Annotated in this window: 16 protein-coding genes and 1 tRNA gene; 9 read left to right on the top strand and 8 right to left on the bottom strand. The window is 71.3% G+C overall.

The annotated features are described in order from the left end of the window. Positions 1-56 precede the first annotated feature (56 nt). Positions 57-1226 carry a sensor histidine kinase gene (locus G515_RS23595; protein ID WP_051218021.1) on the top strand — a complete coding sequence of 390 codons (1170 nt, stop codon included), beginning with the start codon at positions 57-59 and terminating at the stop codon, positions 1224-1226. Continuing rightward, the gene (locus tag G515_RS0108200; RefSeq protein ID WP_028659769.1) at positions 1223-1897 is read left to right on the top strand and encodes a response regulator; all 675 of its coding nucleotides are present in this window, start codon (positions 1223-1225) and stop codon (positions 1895-1897) included. The genes G515_RS23595 and G515_RS0108200 overlap by 4 nt, the downstream gene beginning before the upstream one ends. 126 nt (positions 1898-2023) lie before the next feature. On the opposite strand, the gene G515_RS0108195 is transcribed toward G515_RS0108200, so the two are convergent. Beyond that, a complete protein-coding gene (locus G515_RS0108195) occupies positions 2024-2605 on the bottom strand; it encodes an NUDIX hydrolase (RefSeq protein ID WP_028659768.1) in 582 nt (193 codons plus the stop codon). Between the two features lie 101 nt (positions 2606-2706). Between G515_RS0108195 and G515_RS20210 the strand changes: the two genes are divergently transcribed. The 4 genes from G515_RS20210 to bagB all read left to right on the top strand — a co-directional run bounded on the left by G515_RS20210 (position 2707) and on the right by bagB (position 8235). Further along, positions 2707-3444, top strand: coding sequence for an ABC transporter ATP-binding protein (locus G515_RS20210; RefSeq protein ID WP_211220986.1), 738 nt, complete (start codon positions 2707-2709; stop codon positions 3442-3444). Further along, positions 3444-5816, top strand: a complete 2373-nt coding sequence (locus tag G515_RS0108185) for an ABC transporter permease (RefSeq protein WP_028659767.1) — start codon at positions 3444-3446, stop codon at positions 5814-5816. Before G515_RS20210 ends, G515_RS0108185 begins: the two co-directional genes overlap by 1 nt. A gap of 101 nt (positions 5817-5917) precedes the next feature. Then, positions 5918-6934 (top strand): ATPase BagA, encoded by a 1017-nt coding sequence (bagA, locus tag G515_RS0108180; RefSeq protein ID WP_028659766.1) that lies wholly within the window; start codon positions 5918-5920, stop codon positions 6932-6934. After that, entirely contained in the window at positions 6931-8235 is a 1305-nt protein-coding gene (gene bagB, locus G515_RS0108175) for an ArsA family ATPase (RefSeq protein ID WP_028659765.1), read from the top strand. The genes bagA and bagB overlap by 4 nt, the downstream gene beginning before the upstream one ends. 51 nt (positions 8236-8286) lie before the next feature. Here the strand turns inward: bagB and G515_RS0108170 are convergent, their stop codons facing one another. Beyond that, positions 8287-8625, bottom strand: a complete 339-nt coding sequence (locus G515_RS0108170; RefSeq protein ID WP_028659764.1) for a WhiB family transcriptional regulator — start codon at positions 8623-8625, stop codon at positions 8287-8289. 300 nt (positions 8626-8925) lie between these two features. On the opposite strand from G515_RS0108170, the gene G515_RS20205 reads away from it, so the two are divergent. Then, a complete protein-coding gene (locus G515_RS20205; protein WP_245565300.1) occupies positions 8926-11361 on the top strand; it encodes a penicillin-binding protein in 2436 nt (811 codons plus the stop codon). Between the two features lie 233 nt (positions 11362-11594). Here the strand turns inward: G515_RS20205 and G515_RS0108160 are convergent, their stop codons facing one another. Then, positions 11595-12053, bottom strand: a complete 459-nt coding sequence (locus G515_RS0108160; RefSeq protein WP_028659763.1) for a GatB/YqeY domain-containing protein — start codon at positions 12051-12053, stop codon at positions 11595-11597. Between the two features lie 26 nt (positions 12054-12079). Here G515_RS0108160 and G515_RS0108155 point away from each other — a divergent pair, with 26 nt between their 5' ends. After that, complete coding sequence (locus G515_RS0108155) at positions 12080-13027, top strand: metallophosphoesterase (protein ID WP_028659762.1); 948 nt, start codon at positions 12080-12082, stop codon at positions 13025-13027. Positions 13028-13104: 77 nt separating this feature from the next. Next, a tRNA-Pro gene (locus tag G515_RS0108150) sits at positions 13105-13181 on the top strand. A gap of 341 nt (positions 13182-13522) precedes the next feature. Here the strand turns inward: G515_RS0108150 and G515_RS0108145 are convergent. From G515_RS0108145 to G515_RS20195, 5 genes are all read right to left on the bottom strand, one after another. After that, complete coding sequence (locus G515_RS0108145) at positions 13523-14578, bottom strand: aspartate-semialdehyde dehydrogenase (protein WP_028659761.1); 1056 nt, start codon at positions 14576-14578, stop codon at positions 13523-13525. Beyond that, entirely contained in the window at positions 14575-15849 is a 1275-nt protein-coding gene (locus tag G515_RS0108140; protein WP_028659760.1) for an aspartate kinase, read from the bottom strand. Before G515_RS0108140 ends, G515_RS0108145 begins: the two co-directional genes overlap by 4 nt. Before the next feature lie 210 nt (positions 15850-16059). Further along, entirely contained in the window at positions 16060-16668 is a 609-nt protein-coding gene (locus G515_RS20200; protein ID WP_051218020.1) for a DUF5063 domain-containing protein, read from the bottom strand. Further along, the gene (gene recR / locus G515_RS0108130; RefSeq protein WP_028659759.1) at positions 16665-17261 is read right to left on the bottom strand and encodes a recombination mediator RecR; all 597 of its coding nucleotides are present in this window, start codon (positions 17259-17261) and stop codon (positions 16665-16667) included. Before recR ends, G515_RS20200 begins: the two co-directional genes overlap by 4 nt. A 70-nt stretch (positions 17262-17331) precedes the next feature. After that, positions 17332-17799 (bottom strand): YbaB/EbfC family nucleoid-associated protein, encoded by a 468-nt coding sequence (locus tag G515_RS20195; protein WP_036554944.1) that lies wholly within the window; start codon positions 17797-17799, stop codon positions 17332-17334. Positions 17800-17829 lie beyond the last annotated feature (30 nt).

Raw genomic sequence — 17829 nt, 5'->3', positions numbered from 1 at the left:
CGGGTCCGTCCCGGGTCGGACCTCACCGGCCCGCCGTTCCGTCTACGGTGAGGGGCGTGGAGGTACGGCGCCAGCCCTGGCAGCTCGACGAGCGCGGCCGGCGCTGGTTCGACGTCGCGCTGGCGAGTGTGTTGCTCGTGCCTGTGCTGGCGATGCCCGCGCTGGGCTGGGTCGCGGCTCTGTTCTCCCTCGTCGAAGTGATCCCCCTCTACTGGCGCCGCCGCCATCCCGTTGCGGTCTTCGCGGTCATCGCCGGCGCCTCAGCGCTCCAGGCGACGGTCGTCACCGTCCCGGTGTGGGGTCAGGTGGCCTTCCCGATCGCGGTCTACTCGGTGGCCCGGTTCGCGACCACTGCGGCGGGCTTGGCCGCTCTCACCGTCGGGCTCGTCGGCGCGCTGGTCGCCTCGGTCACCTGGCTGTCCGCGCTGGCCGCGCTCAGTGGCGAGGGGGTCGCCAGTTACACCGTCACGATCGGCACCATCGTCCTGGCCGCCTGGGCGTTGGGCACCCTGGCCCGCACCCGCCAGGCCTACATCGCGTCGCTGGAGGCACGACACGAGCAGCAGCTCCGCTCCGCCGAGCAGCGGGTCGCGCTGGCCGCCGCGGACGAACGGGCCAGGATCGCGCGCGAGATGCACGACGTCGTCGCCCATGGACTCTCCGTGGTCATCGTGCAGGCCGATGGCGGACGGTACGCCGCCGGCACCGACCCCGACGCCGCCCAGCGGGCACTCACCACGATCGCGGCCACCGGCCGCGAGGCGCTCCGAGAGATGCGCCGCCTGCTCGGCGTCCTGCGCGACACGGACGCCGGAGTCTCGCCCCAGCCCAGCTTGGCCGACCTGGGCCACCTGGTCGAGGAGGCCCGGCAGGCCGGTACGCCGGTGTCCGCGGACTTGCCCGACCCGGACGAACTCGCCCGCCAGAGCACCGGCCCGGTCCCGGGCGGGGCCGGGCTGGCGTCGTACCGGATCGTGCAGGAGGCGCTCAACAACATCCGTCGGCACGCCGGGCCGGGGGCTCGGGCGTGGGTGCGCGTCGTCGTGCATCCGGACTCGGTCGAGGTCGATGTCGTGGACGACGGCCGTGGTGCGGCGGCGGCCAGCGAGGAACACGGCCTCGGTCTGATCGGCATGCGCGAGCGCGTGGACGCACGAGGTGGCCGGCTGGACGTCGGCCCGCTGCCCGGCGGGGGCTTCCGGGTCTGGGCCAGGATGCCGTTGTGAACGCCGCCCCCGACCCCATCCGCGTCTTCCTCGTCGACGACCAGGCGATGGTCCGCGCGGGATTCCGCATGCTGGTGGAGAGCCAACCCGACCTGGCCGTCGTCGGGGAGGCCGGTGACGGGCTGGCCGCCCTCGAACTGCTCGCCGTGACCCGCGCGGACGTCGTCCTGATGGACGTTCGGATGCCCCGCCTCGACGGCGTCGAGACCGCCCGCCTGCTCTCCGAGCGCGGCCACTCCGCGCGCGTCCTGGTGCTCACCACCTTCGACCTGGACGAATACGTCTTCTCCGCGATCCGCGCCGGTGCCGCGGGATTCCTGCTCAAGGACGCCCCGCCGGAGGAACTGCTGGCCGCGATCCGCACCGTCCACGCCGGCGACGCCGTCGTCGCCCCCAGCGCCACCCGCCGGCTGCTGGCCCATGTCGCCGGATCGCTGCCCGTCCCCTCCGAGGGTGAGGACCGCCGCCTGGCCGACCTCACCGACCGCGAGCGCGACGTGCTCATCCTCGTCGGCCGGGCCCTCACCAACGCCGAGATCGCTGCCGAACTCTTCCTCGGCGAGGCGACCGTCAAGACCCACCTAGGCCGGATCCTGGCCAAGACCGGCAGTCGCGACCGCGCTCAGCTCATCGTGCTCGCCTACGAGGCCGGGTTGGCGGGGCGGCCGTGAGGCCTGGACGCATCCCCGGTTAACCGGCGAAAAGTTCGCATTCCCGGGCGTGTCACACCCAGAAAGCGCACCTTCCAGCCAGGTCGTGGGACTGAAGTGACGCCTGGGACCCCGCCACGGCGACCCTCAGCCGGGAACGGTGGACTCCTCGACCGAGCCACCCTCCAGGGGCGGGAGGGGCGGTGCTCCGGCGGCGGCCCGGCGGCGGCGTACGTCGGCCTCCTCCCACAGGGGCAGCAGGTCGGCCGGCCACACCTCCTCCAGGGTGGCGGCGAGGTCGGCACGGGTCCACCAGCGGTGTCCGGCCAGGCTCACCGTCTCCTCGTGGGTGTGTCCGTCGGTGGAGACGTCGAAGGCCGGGACCCAGCAGGCGAAGAACACGTCCCGCTGGTCGATCACGACGTCGGTGTAGCCGTGCACCACGCGGCGCACCATCAGCGGACCGTGGAGATCGGCCTCGTCGACGACGACACCGGTCTCCTCCTCCAGTTCCCGCACCGCGGCCGCGCGCTCGGTCTCACCGGGGTCGATGCCGCCGCCGGGGGTCATCCACCAGCCGCTGCCGGGCAGCCCCGGGTCGGTGTCGGCGAACAGGAGCACCCGGTCCAGGTCGTCGACCAGCACCACCCGGGCGGTACGACGCCGACGTCGCGGCCGCTGCTCTGGCGGTACGACGCGAAAGGTGTGCACCTGCTCCGGAGTGTCCACGCCCGACAGTGTGGCAGCAGGTCCTCCTCCGGAGGGACCACGGTTCCGACCACGGTCCGATGGATCCGCGCTCGTCGCCGACCACGCTGAGGCGCATGACGATGCCTCCTTCCACTCCCACCGACACGCCCCCCGAGAACCGGTCCACGGCCATGCCCGCTGCCCGGGCCCGCGGACTCAGCAAGACCTACGGCCGCGGTGAGACCGCGGTGCATGCCCTACGGGAGGTGGACCTGGAGATCCCGGCGGGACGGTTCACCGCAGTGATGGGCGCCTCCGGCTCCGGCAAGTCCACGCTGATGCACTGTCTGGCCGGCCTGGACCGGCCCACCGCAGGCGAGGTGACCGTGGCCGGCACCACCCTCACCGGGCTCGACGACGACCGGTTGACCCGCTTCCGCAGGGACCGACTGGGGTTCGTGTTCCAGGCGTTCAACCTGCTCCCGATGCTCACCGCCGGGCAGAACATCCTGCTCCCCCTCGAACTCGCCGGCCGCCGGATCGACCCGGCAGCGCGCAGCCGTGCCGCGGAGATCGCGGAGATCCTCGGCATCGAGCGGCGCCTCGGTCACCGGCCGGCCGAGCTCTCCGGCGGGCAGCAACAGCGGGTGGCGATCGCCCGAGCCCTGATCACCGAGCCGGACCTGATCTTCGCCGACGAGCCGACCGGCAACCTGGACAGCGGGTCCTCGGCCGAGGTACTCGCCCACCTGCGCTCCACCGTGCGCGAACTGGGTCGCACGGTGGTGATGGTGACCCACGAGGACTCGGCCGCGGCGTACGCCGATCACGTGGTGCTGATGAGTGACGGTCGGGTCGCGGCCGGGGTGGGGGTGTGATGCGCACGCTCGTGTGGGCGAGCCTGCGCAGCTACTCGCGGCGCTACGTCGCGGCGGCACTGGCGATCGCCACGGGCGTCGCGTTCGTGGTGGTCACCGGCCTGCTGGCCTCCTCGGCGCGCAACGGGCTGGCGGCCGGGGTGGAGGCGCCGTACGCGAGCGCCGACTCGGTGGTCGCGCAACCGGGGGTCGACGTGGCCCACCGGATGATGGCGGAGGCCGGCGACCGGGCCACGCCGATGGCCTTCGTCCAACAGCCGGTGGGCACCGACGGGCGGCAGCTCGGCGAGGAGATCTCGGTCGGTTCGGTCAGCACCGTACCGACGCTTCGCTGGCAGGACTTGGACGACGGCCGTTGGCCACGCGGAGCCGGTGAGGCGCTGGTGGACACCGAGGCAGCGGCGGACCAGCACGTCGCGGTGGGTGACGTCCTCACCGTGGGTTCGCGCCCCACGGCGGTGGAGGTGCGGGTGGTCGGTACGGCGTCCTCGCCCTCGACTCTCGACGGTTCGCCGCTCTACCTCACCTGGCCGGACCTGGCCCGCTTCGGCGATCAGGTGAGCGTCACCGCCGTGGCCCTGCTCGGCGAGGCCCCCGCCCTGCCGGAGGGAGTCGAGGCGGTGCCCCCCGACCGGTTCGTGAACAATCTGCTCACCGAGATCAACAACGAGGTCGACGCGGTCGCGATGATGGTCCTGCTCTTCGCGGGGGTGGCACTGTTCGTTGCCGTGCTGGTCATCGCCAACACCTTCGCCATCCTCTTCGCCCAGCGTCGCCACGACTTCGCCCTGCTCCGTTGCCTGGGCGCCACCCCGGGGCAGATCCGAGGATCGGTGCGCGTGGAGTCGCTGCTGCTGGGGGTCGGCGGATCCCTGGTGGGGGTGCTGGGCGGCGCAGGACTGGGTCTGGCGCTGATCGCCGGCGTCCGCTCCGCCTTCGCATCGGCGCCGCTCGGCGCCGCGGATCTCTCCCCGGTCTGGGCCACCGGCGCCTTCATCGCCGGGCTCCTGACCACGATGGCCGCCGCGTGGTACCCGACCCGGCAGGTGCTGCGGGTCAGCCCGCTGGCCGCGCTGCGTCCAGACGACTCGGCCTCGGCACGTACGACGGCCGGCCGGGTCCGGGTAGCGCTCGGGATCGTGCTGGTGACCGGCGGGCTGGCGGTCCTCGGCTGGTCGATCGCCGCCACCCGGACGCCGCTGATGGCGGCCGGCGGAACCGTCTGCTTCCTCGGCGTCCTCACCCTCGGACCGGTCCTGGTCCCACCGCTCATCGCGATGGTCGGGCGGGTCGCGGGGAGGGCCCTGGGCGTCCCGGGGCGAATCGCGGCCGCGAACGCCGTCCGCAACCCGCGACGCACCGCGGCGACGACCGCGGCCCTGCTGGTCGGAGTCACCCTCACCGCGGCCGTACTCACCGGGTTGCAGTCCACCCGAGACTCGCTCGCCTCGGAGATGGACACCGAGCATCCGATCGATCTCGCCCTCACCGGCGCGACGCCCCTGCCCCAGGATCTGCCCGACCGGCTCGAGTCCGTCGACGGTGTGGCCGAGGCGGTCGCGGTCCATGGCACCGTGGGCCGGATCGCCGACACGGAGGTCACCCTGCTGGCCCCCGAGCACGTCGACGGGGTGGTCCGCGATGCCCTCGCTCCCGCGCCGGGCACCATCGCGCTGCCCTACTTACTGCTCCAGGACGCCCCCGACACGGTGACGGTGAGCGTCGCCGGGCGGCACGCCGACCTGCGCGTGACCCGGGGAGCGGGCTGGGGAACCGCGGCGCTGGTCGCCCCGGCCACCCTCGCCGACCTGGGCGGCCGGAGCGCGCCGTACGCCGTCTGGGTCGGGGCCGAGGACGGGGCCGACGCCGGGTCGCTGGCCTCGGACGTGTCCGCGGTGGCCGGAGCACCGACCCTCGAGGTGGTCGACGGCTTCTCTCGTCGTGCCTGGGTGGACCTGCAACTGGACGTCCTGGCCTGGGCGAGCGTCGGGCTGCTCGGCGTGGGGATCGTGATCGCGCTCGTCGGGATCGCCAACACACTCGGTCTCTCCGTGCTGGAGCGAACCCGCGAGAACGCCCTGCTCCGCGCCCTCGGTCTGACTCGATCGGAGCTGCGCCGGATGCTCGGCTTCGAGGGCCTTCTGCTCGCCCTGGTGGCCACCGCGATGGGTACGGTCCTGGGCATCGGGTTCGCCTGGGTGGGGCTACAGGTCATGGTCGAGCCGGCGGTCCGATCCGCACCGCTGTCCTTGCCCTGGCTGCCGCTGGGAGCCGCGCTCGGCGTGGCGATGCTCGCCGGGCTGCTGGCCGCCGTACTGCCTGCTCGGCGGGCCGCCCGGGTCACGCCCGCCGCGGGACTCACCCTGGACTGAGATGCGAGTGGTGGGCGTCGGGCACCCGCTCGGCGGCGCTCACGCCCACCTCGCTCGCCGGAACCGAGGACCATCCCCCGCCTGCTCGGTAGGGTCGGAGCATGAGTACGCCGTCGGGGAGCCGGGACTGGCCGCGGGTGCAGCTGCACGTGGTCACCGGCAAGGGCGGCACAGGCAAGTCCACCGTCGCGGCGGCCCTGGCGCTCGGCCTGGCCAGCCAGGGACAGTGCGTGCTGCTGTGCGAGGTGGAGGGCCGGCAGGGGATCGCCCGGATGTTCGACGTCGACCCGCTCCCCTACGACGAGACCCGGATCGCCACCGGGTTGGTGCACGACGGCGAGCAGCCGGGCAGCGTCCACGCCCTCAACATCGATCCCGAGGCGGCGCTGCTGGAGTACCTCGCGATGTACTACAAGCTCGGCCGGGCGGGCCGGGCCCTGGACCGGTTCGGGGTGATCGAGTTCGCCACCACCATCGCGCCCGGCGTCCGGGACGTCCTGCTGACCGGCAAGGTCTTCGAGGCCGTACGCCGCAACAGTCGCAACAAGGGGGCGCGACAGTACGACGCCGTCGTGCTCGACGCGCCACCCACCGGTCGGATCACCCAGTTCCTCAACGTGAGCGAGCAGGTGGCCGGGCTGGCCAGGATGGGCCCGATCAAGAGCCAGGCCGACACCATGATGACCCTGTTCCGGTCGCCCCGGACCGCGGTCCACCTGGTCACGATCTGCGAGGAGATGCCGGTCCAGGAGACCACCGACGGGATCGCCGAGCTGCGGGCCGCCCGGCTTCCCGTGGGCGGCGTGATCATCAATCAGCTGCGTCCGCGCGATCTGCCTCCCGAGCAGTTGGCGGCGGCGCGGGCCGGCACCCTCGACCGCACCGTGATCGCCAAGGACCTCACCCGGGTCGGCGTCGACGCCGACGACGAACTGCTCGACGGGCTGTTGGCCGAGGCCGCCGACCACGCCGAGCGACGCGCTCTGGAGAGCACCCAGCACCGGCTGCTGAGCGACCTGGACACCCCCACCTACGAGCTGCCCCGGCTGCCGGGCGGGGTCGACCTGGGCGCCCTCTACGAACTCGCCGCCACCTTGAAGGAGCAGGGTCTGGCATGAGCAGCGCACGCGCGCGTCCCCGGACGCACCCTCGGGTCGGCCCGTTGGCCGCCCACCCGCACGGCTCGCCCGCGCTGGACGTCGACGCCCTGCTCGACGATCGGGAGACCGGGATCATCGTGTGCTGTGGCGCCGGTGGCGTGGGCAAGACCACCACGGCGGCGGCGCTCGCGCTCCGGGCGGCCGAGCGGGGGCGCCGGGTGGTGGTCCTCACCATCGACCCGGCCCGCCGGCTCGCCCAGTCGATGGGCATCGAGGAACTCGACAACACGCCTCGGCCGGTGGTGGGGGTGAGCCCACAGGGAACCTCCAGCACAGACCAGCCCGACGATCAGCCCGACGAGCCCGGGCGCCTCGACGCGATGATGCTCGACATGAAGCGGACCTTCGACGAGGTCGTCGAAGCACAGGCCAGCCCGGAGAAGGCGGCCCAGATCCTCGCCAACCCCTTCTACATCGCGCTGTCCAGCTCCTTCGCCGGCACCCAGGAGTACATGGCGATGGAGAAGCTGGGCCAGTTGCACCGCGATGCCAAGCAGAGCGGCAGCCATGACCTGATCGTGGTCGACACTCCGCCGTCCCGGTCAGCGCTGGACTTCCTAGACGCCCCCGAGCGTCTCTCCAGTTTCCTCGACGGCCGCTTCATCAAGCTGATGCTCGCCCCCGCCCGCGGTCCGGCGCGGCTGCTCTCCGCCGGGTTCTCACTGGTCACGGGCGCCCTGACCAAGGTCATCGGCGGTCAGATGCTGGCCGACGTCCAGGCCTTCGTCGCCGCGCTCGACACGGTCTTCGGCGGCTTCCGGCAGCGGGCCCAGCAGACCTACGCCCTGCTGCAGGCGCGCGGCACCGCGTTCCTGGTCGTGGCCGCACCCGAGCCCGACGCCCTGCGCGAGGCCGCCTACTTCGTCGAGCGCCTCGCCGGCGACGGCATGCCGCTGGCCGGCCTGATCGTCAATCGGGCCGGTACGCCGCCCTCCGAATCGCTCTCCGCGGAGGCAGCTCTCGCCGCGGCCGAGCGGCTGCGCGCCGAGGACCCCGACCCGGCCAGCACGGATTCGGCCAGCACGGATTCGGCCAGCACTGACTCCGACAGCGGTGAGGACGGGCACGCCGACCTCACCGCGGGCCTGCTGCGGCTGCATGCCGACCGTGCCCGGCTGGTCAGTCGCGAGCAGCAGCTCCGCGACCGGTTCTCGGCGGCGCACCCCGGCGTGGCCACGGTCGTCGTACCCGCTCTCGCCGGCGACGTCCACGACCTCACCGGGCTACGCCGGATCGGCGCACTCCTCGCCCGCGAGTGAGCCCTGGCGGCGACGGCCGACGAGCAGACCGTCGGCGAGCAGTCGGCGCGGTCAGCCCACTGCGAGCGCGAGCGGATCCGGCAGCCCCTGAGCGGCCGACGGCAGCCGTCCGCCCAACGGGTCACCCGAGCGCTGCTGCGCCTCCTGGAAGAGGGCGCTCCAGGAGTCGACCGTGCGCTGTCGTAGCAGCGCGCGTCGCTCTCGCTCGGTCATGCCGCCCCACACGCCCCACTCGATACCGTTGTCGAGCGCTTCGGCGAGGCACTCGGCCCGCACCGGGCAGCCATGGCAGATCGCCTTGGCCCGGTGCTGGTCGGCACCTTGCACGAACAGATCATCAGGTCTCCCCGCCCGGCATTTCGCCTGGGGGGTCCAGTCGTTCACCCACATTGCGTTGTGTCCCCAAATTCCCTGAGGTGGGACCTTTGCTGCGTCCCCACGACGCAAGCCCCCACCGCTTGGCGGGATCAACCTAGACCATGGTCCACGTCAGTCGGAAGTAAACACGCCGACTGGTCTAGTCCAGCGCTTCGGGCAGGGGTGCCGATCGCGATCGACGGCCCATCCCATGACCCTGCTCACAGCCCCTCCCGAGCGTGTCCGCGGGACGGCTGCGACGAGCAGGGGGTTCTTCACCTTGTCCCGTACCCTGAGGCCATGGCAGCTCCTGACCGTCTACCACCTCGTCGTGTGTTCACACACCTCGGGGCGATGCTGGCCGTCGCCGTCGTGATGGGGGTGGTGGTCGCCGGCCTGGCGATCCCCTTCGCCGGGGTGCTGGGCATCAACGCCCGCAACGCCGCGCAGACCATCGACAAGATGCCCCAGGAGCTGGAGACCGGCGAGCTGGCACAGCGCACCCGCATCCTCGACTCCGACGGCAAGCTCATCACGACCCTGTACGACGAGAACCGGGTCTACCGGCCGCTCTCGAAGATCTCGCGCACCATGGTCGAGTCGCAGGTGGCGATCGAGGACTACCGTTTCTACCAGCACGGCGCTCTCGACCTGAGGGGCACGCTGCGCGCCTTCGTCACCAATCAGGCCAACTCCGGCGTGGTGCAGGGCGGTTCGTCGATCACCCAGCAGCTGGTCAAGATGACGCTGATCGACCAGGCCGACGATGACGAGCAGGCGATGGCCGCGGCCACCGAGGATTCCTACGCCCGGAAGCTGCGCGAGCTTCGCTACGCGATCGCGCTGGAGGAGAACCACTCCAAGGACTGGATCCTGGAGCGCTACCTCAACACCGCCTACTACGGCGACGGCGCGTACGGCGTCCAGGCGGCTGCGCGCACCTACTTCAAGGTCAACGCGGACAAGCTCACCCTCCCCCAGGCAGCCATGCTGGCCGGGCTGGTCAAGAACCCCACCGGCTACGACCCCACCAACTTCCCCGACCGCGCGCTCCAGCGGCGCAACGTCGTCCTCGACCGGATGGCCCAACTGAAGGTCATCACCAAGCCCGAGGCGGAGCAGGCCAAGGCCACCAAGCTCAACCTCAACACCTCCAAGCCCACCAACGGCTGCGTCAACTCCACCACCCCGTTCTTCTGCGACTACGTCGTGCAGTGGCTGCTCAAGGACACCCGCCTCGGCGACACCGTCGAGGAGCGGAGCAACCGGCTCAAGTCCGGCGGCCTGACCATCCGCACCACGGTAGACATGAAGGCACAGCGGGCTGCCGACGCGGCCGTCGCGGGCCACGTCTACCCCACTGACAGCGCGATCGGGGCGATCGCGGAGGTCGAGCCGGGCACCGGCAACGTGCTCGCGATCGCTCAGTCGCGGCCGATGGGCAACAACAAGGACGCAGGCGAGACCTACCTCAACTACGTGGTGCCCCAGCAGTACGGCGACTCCGCCGGGTTCCAGGCCGGCTCGACGTTCAAGGCGTTCACCCTCGCTGCCGCCGTGAGCCAGGGCTTCGGGCTCAACACCACGATCAACGCCCCCCAGTCGCGGACCTTCAACCTCTCCGACTTCAGCAACTGCCAGGGCGAGCCGAACTTCGCGGGCACCTGGACGGTGGGCAACTCCACGACCAGCGGTGTGAAGAACATGTACACCGCCACGCGCGAGTCGGTGAACACCTTCTTCGCCGAACTGATCCGGAAGACCGGCGTCTGCGACCCGTTCAACCTGGCCACCTCGATGGGGCTCGAGCTCGACCAGCCCAACGGCACCGAGAGCGGCGGCGGCTGGGAGCGGATCCCGTCCTTCACCCTGGGCGTGGTGAACGTCAGCCCCCTGGAGATGGCGGAGGCCTACGCGACCTTCGGTGCCCGCGGTGAGCACTGCTCCTCCCGGCCGGTGACCGAGATCGAGGACGCCAACGGCACCACGATCCGCAAGTACTCCACCGACTGCGACCAGGTGATGTCACAGAGCACCGCCGACGGTGTCAACGACGTCCTGCGTGGCCTCCAGGAGCCCGGTGGCTTCGGCTACGACCTGGGTGGCACCGGCCTGACCAACGCCCAGGGCACGACCATCCCGTCGGGCGGCAAGACCGGTACCACCCAGGACGGCAAGTCGGTCTGGTACATGGGCTACACCCCGGAGATCGCCACCGCCGCGATGATCGCCGGCGCCAACTCCGAGGGCAGCCCGCTCGCCCTCGGGGGCCAGGTCGTGGGCGGCGTCTACCGGCCCAGCGCCTCCGGCTCGGGCTTCGCCGGACCCATGTGGGCGGACGCGATGCACGCGGTCGACGACGACCTGGACCCCGTCGCTTTCGTGGCGCCGCCACAGTCTGTGGTCACCGGCGACGTGGTCGGCATCCCGAGCCTGTCCGGCCAGAGCGTGGACAGCGCTACCAAGACCCTGCGCGGGCTCGGCTTCACCGTGCAGGTCGGCTCCTCGACCTACAGCTCCGCGGCGTACGGCACGGTCAGCTACACCTACCCGAGCAGCAGCGCCTCCAAGGGCAGCCTGGTCACCATCCACCCCTCCGCCGGTGCGGCACCCCCGCCGCCCAAGCCCGACAAGAAGAAGAGCGGCAACGGCGGCAACGGCGGTAATCGGGGCAACGGCGGTGACAACGGCCGGAACAACGGTGGCGGTGACACCCCGCCCAGCAACGACAGCTCCGACTGGGGCGACTGGGGCTGGGGAGACAACTGAGCCGAGGGTCAGCTCGCGACCCCAGGGTCGCACGGGTTCGGACGCCCTCGGCGCGACCCAACCCGTGCGGCCCCGACCGTCGTCGGAATCCCCCACCTCAGCCGACTCCACGGGCCGACCGGCTGCTTCCCCCACCGCCCCCTATCGGGCGGTCGGTGCGCGGCCTGGGTCGCTGCTTTCCGGGAGGGCGCCGCTCACCGGACGACCGGTGATGCGTGCAGCCCCGACTCTTCTCAGCCCAACTGGCGCCGTACCTCGGCGGCGACCAGGGAGCCGTCGGCGCGGCCCTTGACCTGGGGCTGGACCTTGCCCATGACCTTGCCCATCGCCTTCATCCCCTCCCCGGCGGCCCCGGTCTCGCTGATCGCGGCGGAGACGATCTCGGCGACCTCTGCCTCGCTGAGCTGGGCGGGGAGGTAGTCGGCGATCACCGCGGCCTCGGCCTGCTCCCGGGCGGCCTGCTCCGGACGTCCACCGTCGGCGAACGCGGTGGCGGCCTCGCGGCGCTTCTTGGCCTCGGAGGAGAGGACGCCGATCACGTCGTCGTCGCTCAACTCGCGCGCGCTCGTACCCGCCACCTCGGCGTTGGTGATCGCCGCAAGCACCATCCGCAGCGTCGAGGAGCGCACCTCATCACGCGCCTTCATCGCGGCGGTGAGGTCGGTGCGGACACGATCCTTGAGGTTGCTCATGAAGGACATTGTGGCAGCCTTGCCCCATGCGGCTCACTCGGATTGCCGGCGGTCTGGGCGCCGCAGGAATGCTCGGCGGGGCCGCCCTCACGGCATACGCCGCCTGGGAGGCCCGGCAGTACACGTTGCGGCAGGTCACGGTGCCGTTGTTGCCCCCTGGCGCCGACCCGGTGAGGGTGCTGCACCTCAGCGACCTGCACCTGACGCCGGGCCAGGTGCGCAAGCAGGCCTGGCTCAATGAGCTGTCGGCGCTGCGGCCCGACCTGGTGATCAACACCGGCGACAACCTCGCGCACCGCAACGCGGTCGGACCGCTCGCCGACGCGCTGGGGGGTCTGTTGGACCGGCCGGGGGTGTTCGTGCTCGGTTCGAACGACTACTTCGAGCCGAGCCTGCGCAACCCCCTGCGCTACCTGCTGCCCGACGACGGTCACCGCGCCACGCACCGCCCCCAACTGCCGTGGGAGGCGCTGAAACGGATGCTGACCCACTCCGGCTGGCTGGATCTCACCAACACCACCGGCACCCTGGAGGTCGCCGGGCTCCGGTTCGCGTTCGCCGGCGTCGACGACCCGCACCTCTCCCTCGACCGCCTGGACGCGGTGGCCGGGCCCGCCGACCCGCACGCCGACGTCCGGCTGGGCGTCGCGCATGCGCCGTACCTGCGGGTCTTGGACGCCTTCGCCCGGGACGGCTACGACGCGGTGATCGCAGGGCACACCCACGGCGGCCAGGTCTGCCTTCCCGGTGGCCGCGCCCTGACCACCAACTGCGACCTCGAGCCAGCCCGCGCCCGAGGTCTGCACCGACACCCGGCAGGCTCCCTTCCCGGCGAGCCAGGTTCCTCCTGGCTGCACGTCTCGGCGGGGCTCGGCACCTCGCCGTACGTCCGGCTCCGGGTCGCCTGTCGCCCCGAGGCCACCCTGCTCACCCTGGTGCCGCAGGCCGGGGTCGAGGCCGCCCTGGTGGCCTAACCCCCCGATTACGACTCAGCCGGACCGCTCCGCTATGCTCCCTGTTCTGTGAGCCCAGGTTCCCTGGGAACACGGATCGGGGTGTGGCGCAGCTTGGTAGCGCGCTTCGTTCGGGACGAAGAGGCCGCAGGTTCAAATCCTGTCACCCCGACCATTTGATGAGGCCCCCGCGGCGGTATCCCCGCCGCGGGGGCCTCGCCCTTTTCCCAGGTGATCGGGCCTCCCAGGCCCGTCGGGTCGCCCTTCCCGGGCCCCGTCGAATCGACCCTCCCGGACCGTCGAATCGGGCCTCCGGGCCAACAGGGCCACACACGACCGGCGCCGACACGATCGGTACGGCGGGTACGCCAGGCCAGCCGGTTGAGCCGGCACGGCGAGCCTCAGTCGGGTCGGTGACGGCACGTTGATGGCCGTGGGAGCACCGAGGAACCGGGCAGCACGACAGAGGGCCCCGGCGCACGCCGGGGCCCTCTACGACGCTTCTGCGTCAGCGCTTCACAGCTGTGCGGCGACGATCTCCGCGAGCTGCACGGTGTTGAGCGCCGCGCCCTTGCGCAGGTTGTCGTTGCTGATGAACAGCGCGAGCCCACGGTTGCCCTCGACGCCGGGGTCCTGCCGGAACCGGCCGACGTAGGACGGGTCCTTGCCGGCGGCGTGCAGCGGCGTGGGGACGTCGCGGAGCTCCACCCCGGGGGCGTCGCGGAGCAGCTCCTGCGCGCGCGCCGGGGTCATCTCGGCACCGAACTCGGCGTTGACCGCCAGCGAGTGCCCGGTGAAGACCGGGACCCGCACGCAGATGCCGGAGACCTTCAGCTCCGGAAGGCCGAGGATCTTGCGGGACTCGTTGCGAAGCTTCTGCTCCTCGTCGGTCTCGTTGAGCCCGTCGTCCACGATCGAGCCGGCCAGCGGCAGCACGTTGAACGCGATCGGCGCGACGTACTTGTTCGGCTCGGGGAAGCTCACGGCCTCGCCGTCGTAGGCCAGTTCGCGGGACTTCTCACCCGCGGCGGCGACGCCCTCGGCCAGTTCGTCCACACCGGCGATACCCGAACCCGAGACCGCCTGGTAGGAGGAGACGATCAGACGCTCGAGGCCCGCCGCCTCGTGCAGCGGCTTGAGCACCGGCATGGCGGCCATGGTGGTGCAGTTGGGGTTGGCGACGATGCCGCGACCGGCCTCGATCACCGGCTGCATCGCCTCGGGGTTGACCTCGGAGACGACCAGCGGGATGGCCGGATCCTTGCGGAACGCGGAGGAGTTGTCGATCACGATCACGCCGGCCTCGGCGAACTTCGGGGCCAGCGCACGGGAAGCGGTCGCACCCGCGGAGAAGAGCGCGATGTCCAGCCCGGCAGGATCGGCGGTCTCGGCATTCTCGACGGTGACCTGACGCCCGGCGTACTCGAGCACCTTGCCGGCCGAGCGGGGCGAGGAGAAGAACCGGATCTCCCCGACGGGGAAGTCCCGCTCGGCGAGGATCTGGCGCATCGCTACGCCGACCTGGCCGGTGGCGCCGACGATGCCGATGTTGACGGGGCGCTGTGCGTTCATCGTCCGGTACCTCCGTAGACGACGGCCTCGACCTCATCGGCGTCGAGGTCGAAGGCGGCGTGGACGGCCTGGACGGCGGTCTCGATCTGGGCCTCGTCGACGGTCACCGAGATCCGGATCTCGGACGTCGAGATCATCCCGATGTTGACCCCGGCGCTGGCCAGGGCGGAGAAGAACTTGGCGGTCACACCGGGGTGCGAGCGCATGCCCGCACCGATGAGCGAGACCTTGCCGACCTGATCGTCGAAGAGCAGCTTGTCGTAGCCGACCTCGCTCTGGATCCGGGCGAGCGCTGCCATCGCGGCCTGCCCGTCCGCCCGCGGCAGGGTGAAGGAGATGTCGGTCAGCGCGGTGGTGGCCGCGGAGATGTTCTGCACCACCATGTCGATGTTGACCTCGGCCTGGGCCAGGGTCTCGAAGATCCGCGCGGCCTCACCGACCTTGTCGGGGACGCCGACGACGGTGATCTTGGCCTCCGACCGGTCGTGGGCGACGCCGGAGATGATCGCCTGCTCCATGTCCTGTGCTCCTGGGTGGTTGTCGGGGATGATCCACGTGCCCTCCAGATTGGAGAACGACGACCGCACGTGGATGGGCATGTCGTAGCGGCGGGCGTACTCCACGCACCGCAGATGAAGGATCTTGGCGCCCGAGGCGGCCATCTCGAGCATCTCCTCGGTGGAGACCCTCTCGAGCTTGCGGGCCGTGGGCACCATCCGGGGGTCGGCGGTGAAGACACCGTCGACGTCGCTGTAGATCTCGCAGACCTCGGCACCGAGGGCGGCGGCCAGCGCGACGGCGGTGGTGTCGGAGGCGCCGCGGCCCAGCGTGGTGACCTCCTTGGTGTCGTGCGAGACACCCTGGAAGCCGGCGACGATGGCGATCGCGCCGTCGCCCAGCGCCTCCTGGATCCGGCCCGGCCGGATGTCGATGATCTTGGCCTTGCCGTGCACCGCGTCGGTGATCACACCCGCCTGCGAGCCGGTGTAGGAGCGGGCCTCGTGGCCGAGGCGCTGGATCGCCATCGCGACCAGCGCCATCGACATCCGCTCGCCGGCGGTCAGGAGCATGTCGAGCTCACGCGGCGGGGGCAGCGGCGTCACCTGCTGAGCCAGGTCGCGCAGCTCGTCGGTCGTGTCACCCATCGCGGAGACGACCACGACGACGTCGTGGCCCTGCTTCTTGGTGTTGACGATCCGTTGGGCGACGCGCTTGATGCCGGCCGCATCGGCGACGGAGGAGCCTCCGTACTTCTGGACGACGATTCCCACGTGGGTGTCCTCAGGGTGTGAGCGTGCAAGGGCGCGGTCGTGGCCTTCGGCGTACGCCGGACCAGGCTCGACCAGCCATGAAGTCTACCGGCGGACCGGAAGCCCGCGACCCCATATCTCACCGCACCGGCGGTGGTGATCAACGACACGCCCGCCAGGCGCTTGACCGCTCCGAACGCTGCCCGGCCCGCGGGCTCGTCCCGGGCGTGCCTAGGTGGTCGGGTCGTCGGCGAGGATCTCGTCCGCAACCGCGAGCTGGTCACCCTCGCCGGGGACCTCGCTGTCGAGCCGGTCGTGTGCCACCACGGTGAGCAGCGCGTTGAGCACCGCCCCGGCGAGATTGCCCCACGAGGAGACGTAGGAGAACTGCCACCACCACAGCGCTTCGTCGACGTTGCCGGAGCGGTAGTGGCGCAGCCCGTTCTCCAGGTCGGTCGCGATCGCGGACAGGTCGTCGGAGAGCTGGCTGTCGACGACCTCCGGGACGTAGGGGTCGAAGACGAAGCTGTAGGTGTCGACCGGGCCGAGCATCGTGGCGAGCCGAAGCCGGAGCTCGTCGACGTCGGCCTCGGGGCCCACATCGGGCTGATACTCCTGGCGCGGCTCGAAGTCGCTCTGGGCGCCGAGTCGTGCGCCGGCCAGCAACACCTGGCTCACCTCGAGCAGTAGTAGCGAGATCGCTCGACCACCATCACCCTCCTGGGCCACCGCCCTGAGGGCGAGCAGGAAGCTCTCGACCTGATCGGCGATCTGCTCGGCGAAGTCCGCCGTCTGAGGGTCCACCCCGCCGGGGGCCGCCCCGCTCGCTGTCTGGATCATTCCGCCGCCCGCCTTCCCACGAAAGCCCGCCCCAAGGTGACCTCGTCGGCGTACTCGAGGTCACCGCCTACCGGCAGTCCACTCGCCAGCCGCGTCACGCGCAACCCCAGCGGGGTGAGTTGTCGGGTGAGATAGGTCGCGGTCGCCTCGCCCTCGAGGTTGGGGTCGGTGGCGAGGATGATCTCGGTGAGGGTGCCGTCGGAGAGCCGCTGCAGCAGCTCACGGATGCGCAGCTGCTCCGGGCCCACCCCGTCGATCGGAGAGATCGCACCACCAAGGACGTGATAGCGGCCACGGAACTCGCGGGTGCGCTCGATCGCAACGACGTCCTTGTACTCCTCGACCACGCACAGCACCGTCGGGTCGCGCCGCGGATCACGGCAGATGCGGCAGGTCTCCTCCTCGGAGACGTTGAAACACACGCTGCAGAACTTCACCCGGTCCTTGACCTGCACCAGGATCTCGGCCAGCCGGCGTACGTCGGCAGGGTCGGACTGCAGCAGATGGAACGCGATCCGCTGTGCGCTCTTCGGCCCCACACCCGGCAGTCGGCCGAGCTCGTCGATGAGGTCCTGGACGACGCCTTCGTACACCTGTCTCCTGCTTCCCGACGCCGTGCCCGGCGCCATGCGTGCGCGCCCCGGTCGGGGCGTGCCTGATCGATCAGAACCCGAATCCGCGCGGTGATCCTGCCTCGCCGCCGCTCTGGGGGCCGCCGCCACCCTCCGGACCACCGGCACCACCGGCACCACCGGCGCCACCAGGGAGTCCCCCAGCCAGGTCGCCGAGCCCACCCAGACCCCCCGCCAGGGGACCGAGCGACTGCCCGGCCAGCGCGTCGGCCTGGGCCTTGGCGTCGCGGTAGGCGGCGACGATCATGTCACCGAGATCGGCCAGGTCGTCGGGGTCTCCCCCGTCGAACTCCCCCCGCTTGATCTCGACCGCCTCCAGCTCCCCCGTGCCGGAGAGCCGGACGGTCACCGCTCCACCGGCGACGGTGCCCTCCACGGTGCTCTCGGCGAGCTTCTCCTGAGCACTGACCAACTGCTCCTGCATGGCCTGGGCCTGCTGGAACAGGGCATTGATATCGAACCCGCCCCCACCGAGGGCGTCGAAGGGGTTCTGGCTCATCTGGCTCACCTCGGGTGTGTCGGGACGGTC

Origin of the sequence: Nocardioides insulae DSM 17944 (genome assembly GCF_000422825.1) — a bacterium.
Taxonomy (GTDB): domain Bacteria; phylum Actinomycetota; class Actinomycetes; order Propionibacteriales; family Nocardioidaceae; genus Nocardioides; species Nocardioides insulae.
This window is presented reverse-complemented; position numbering and strand designations above follow the sequence as displayed.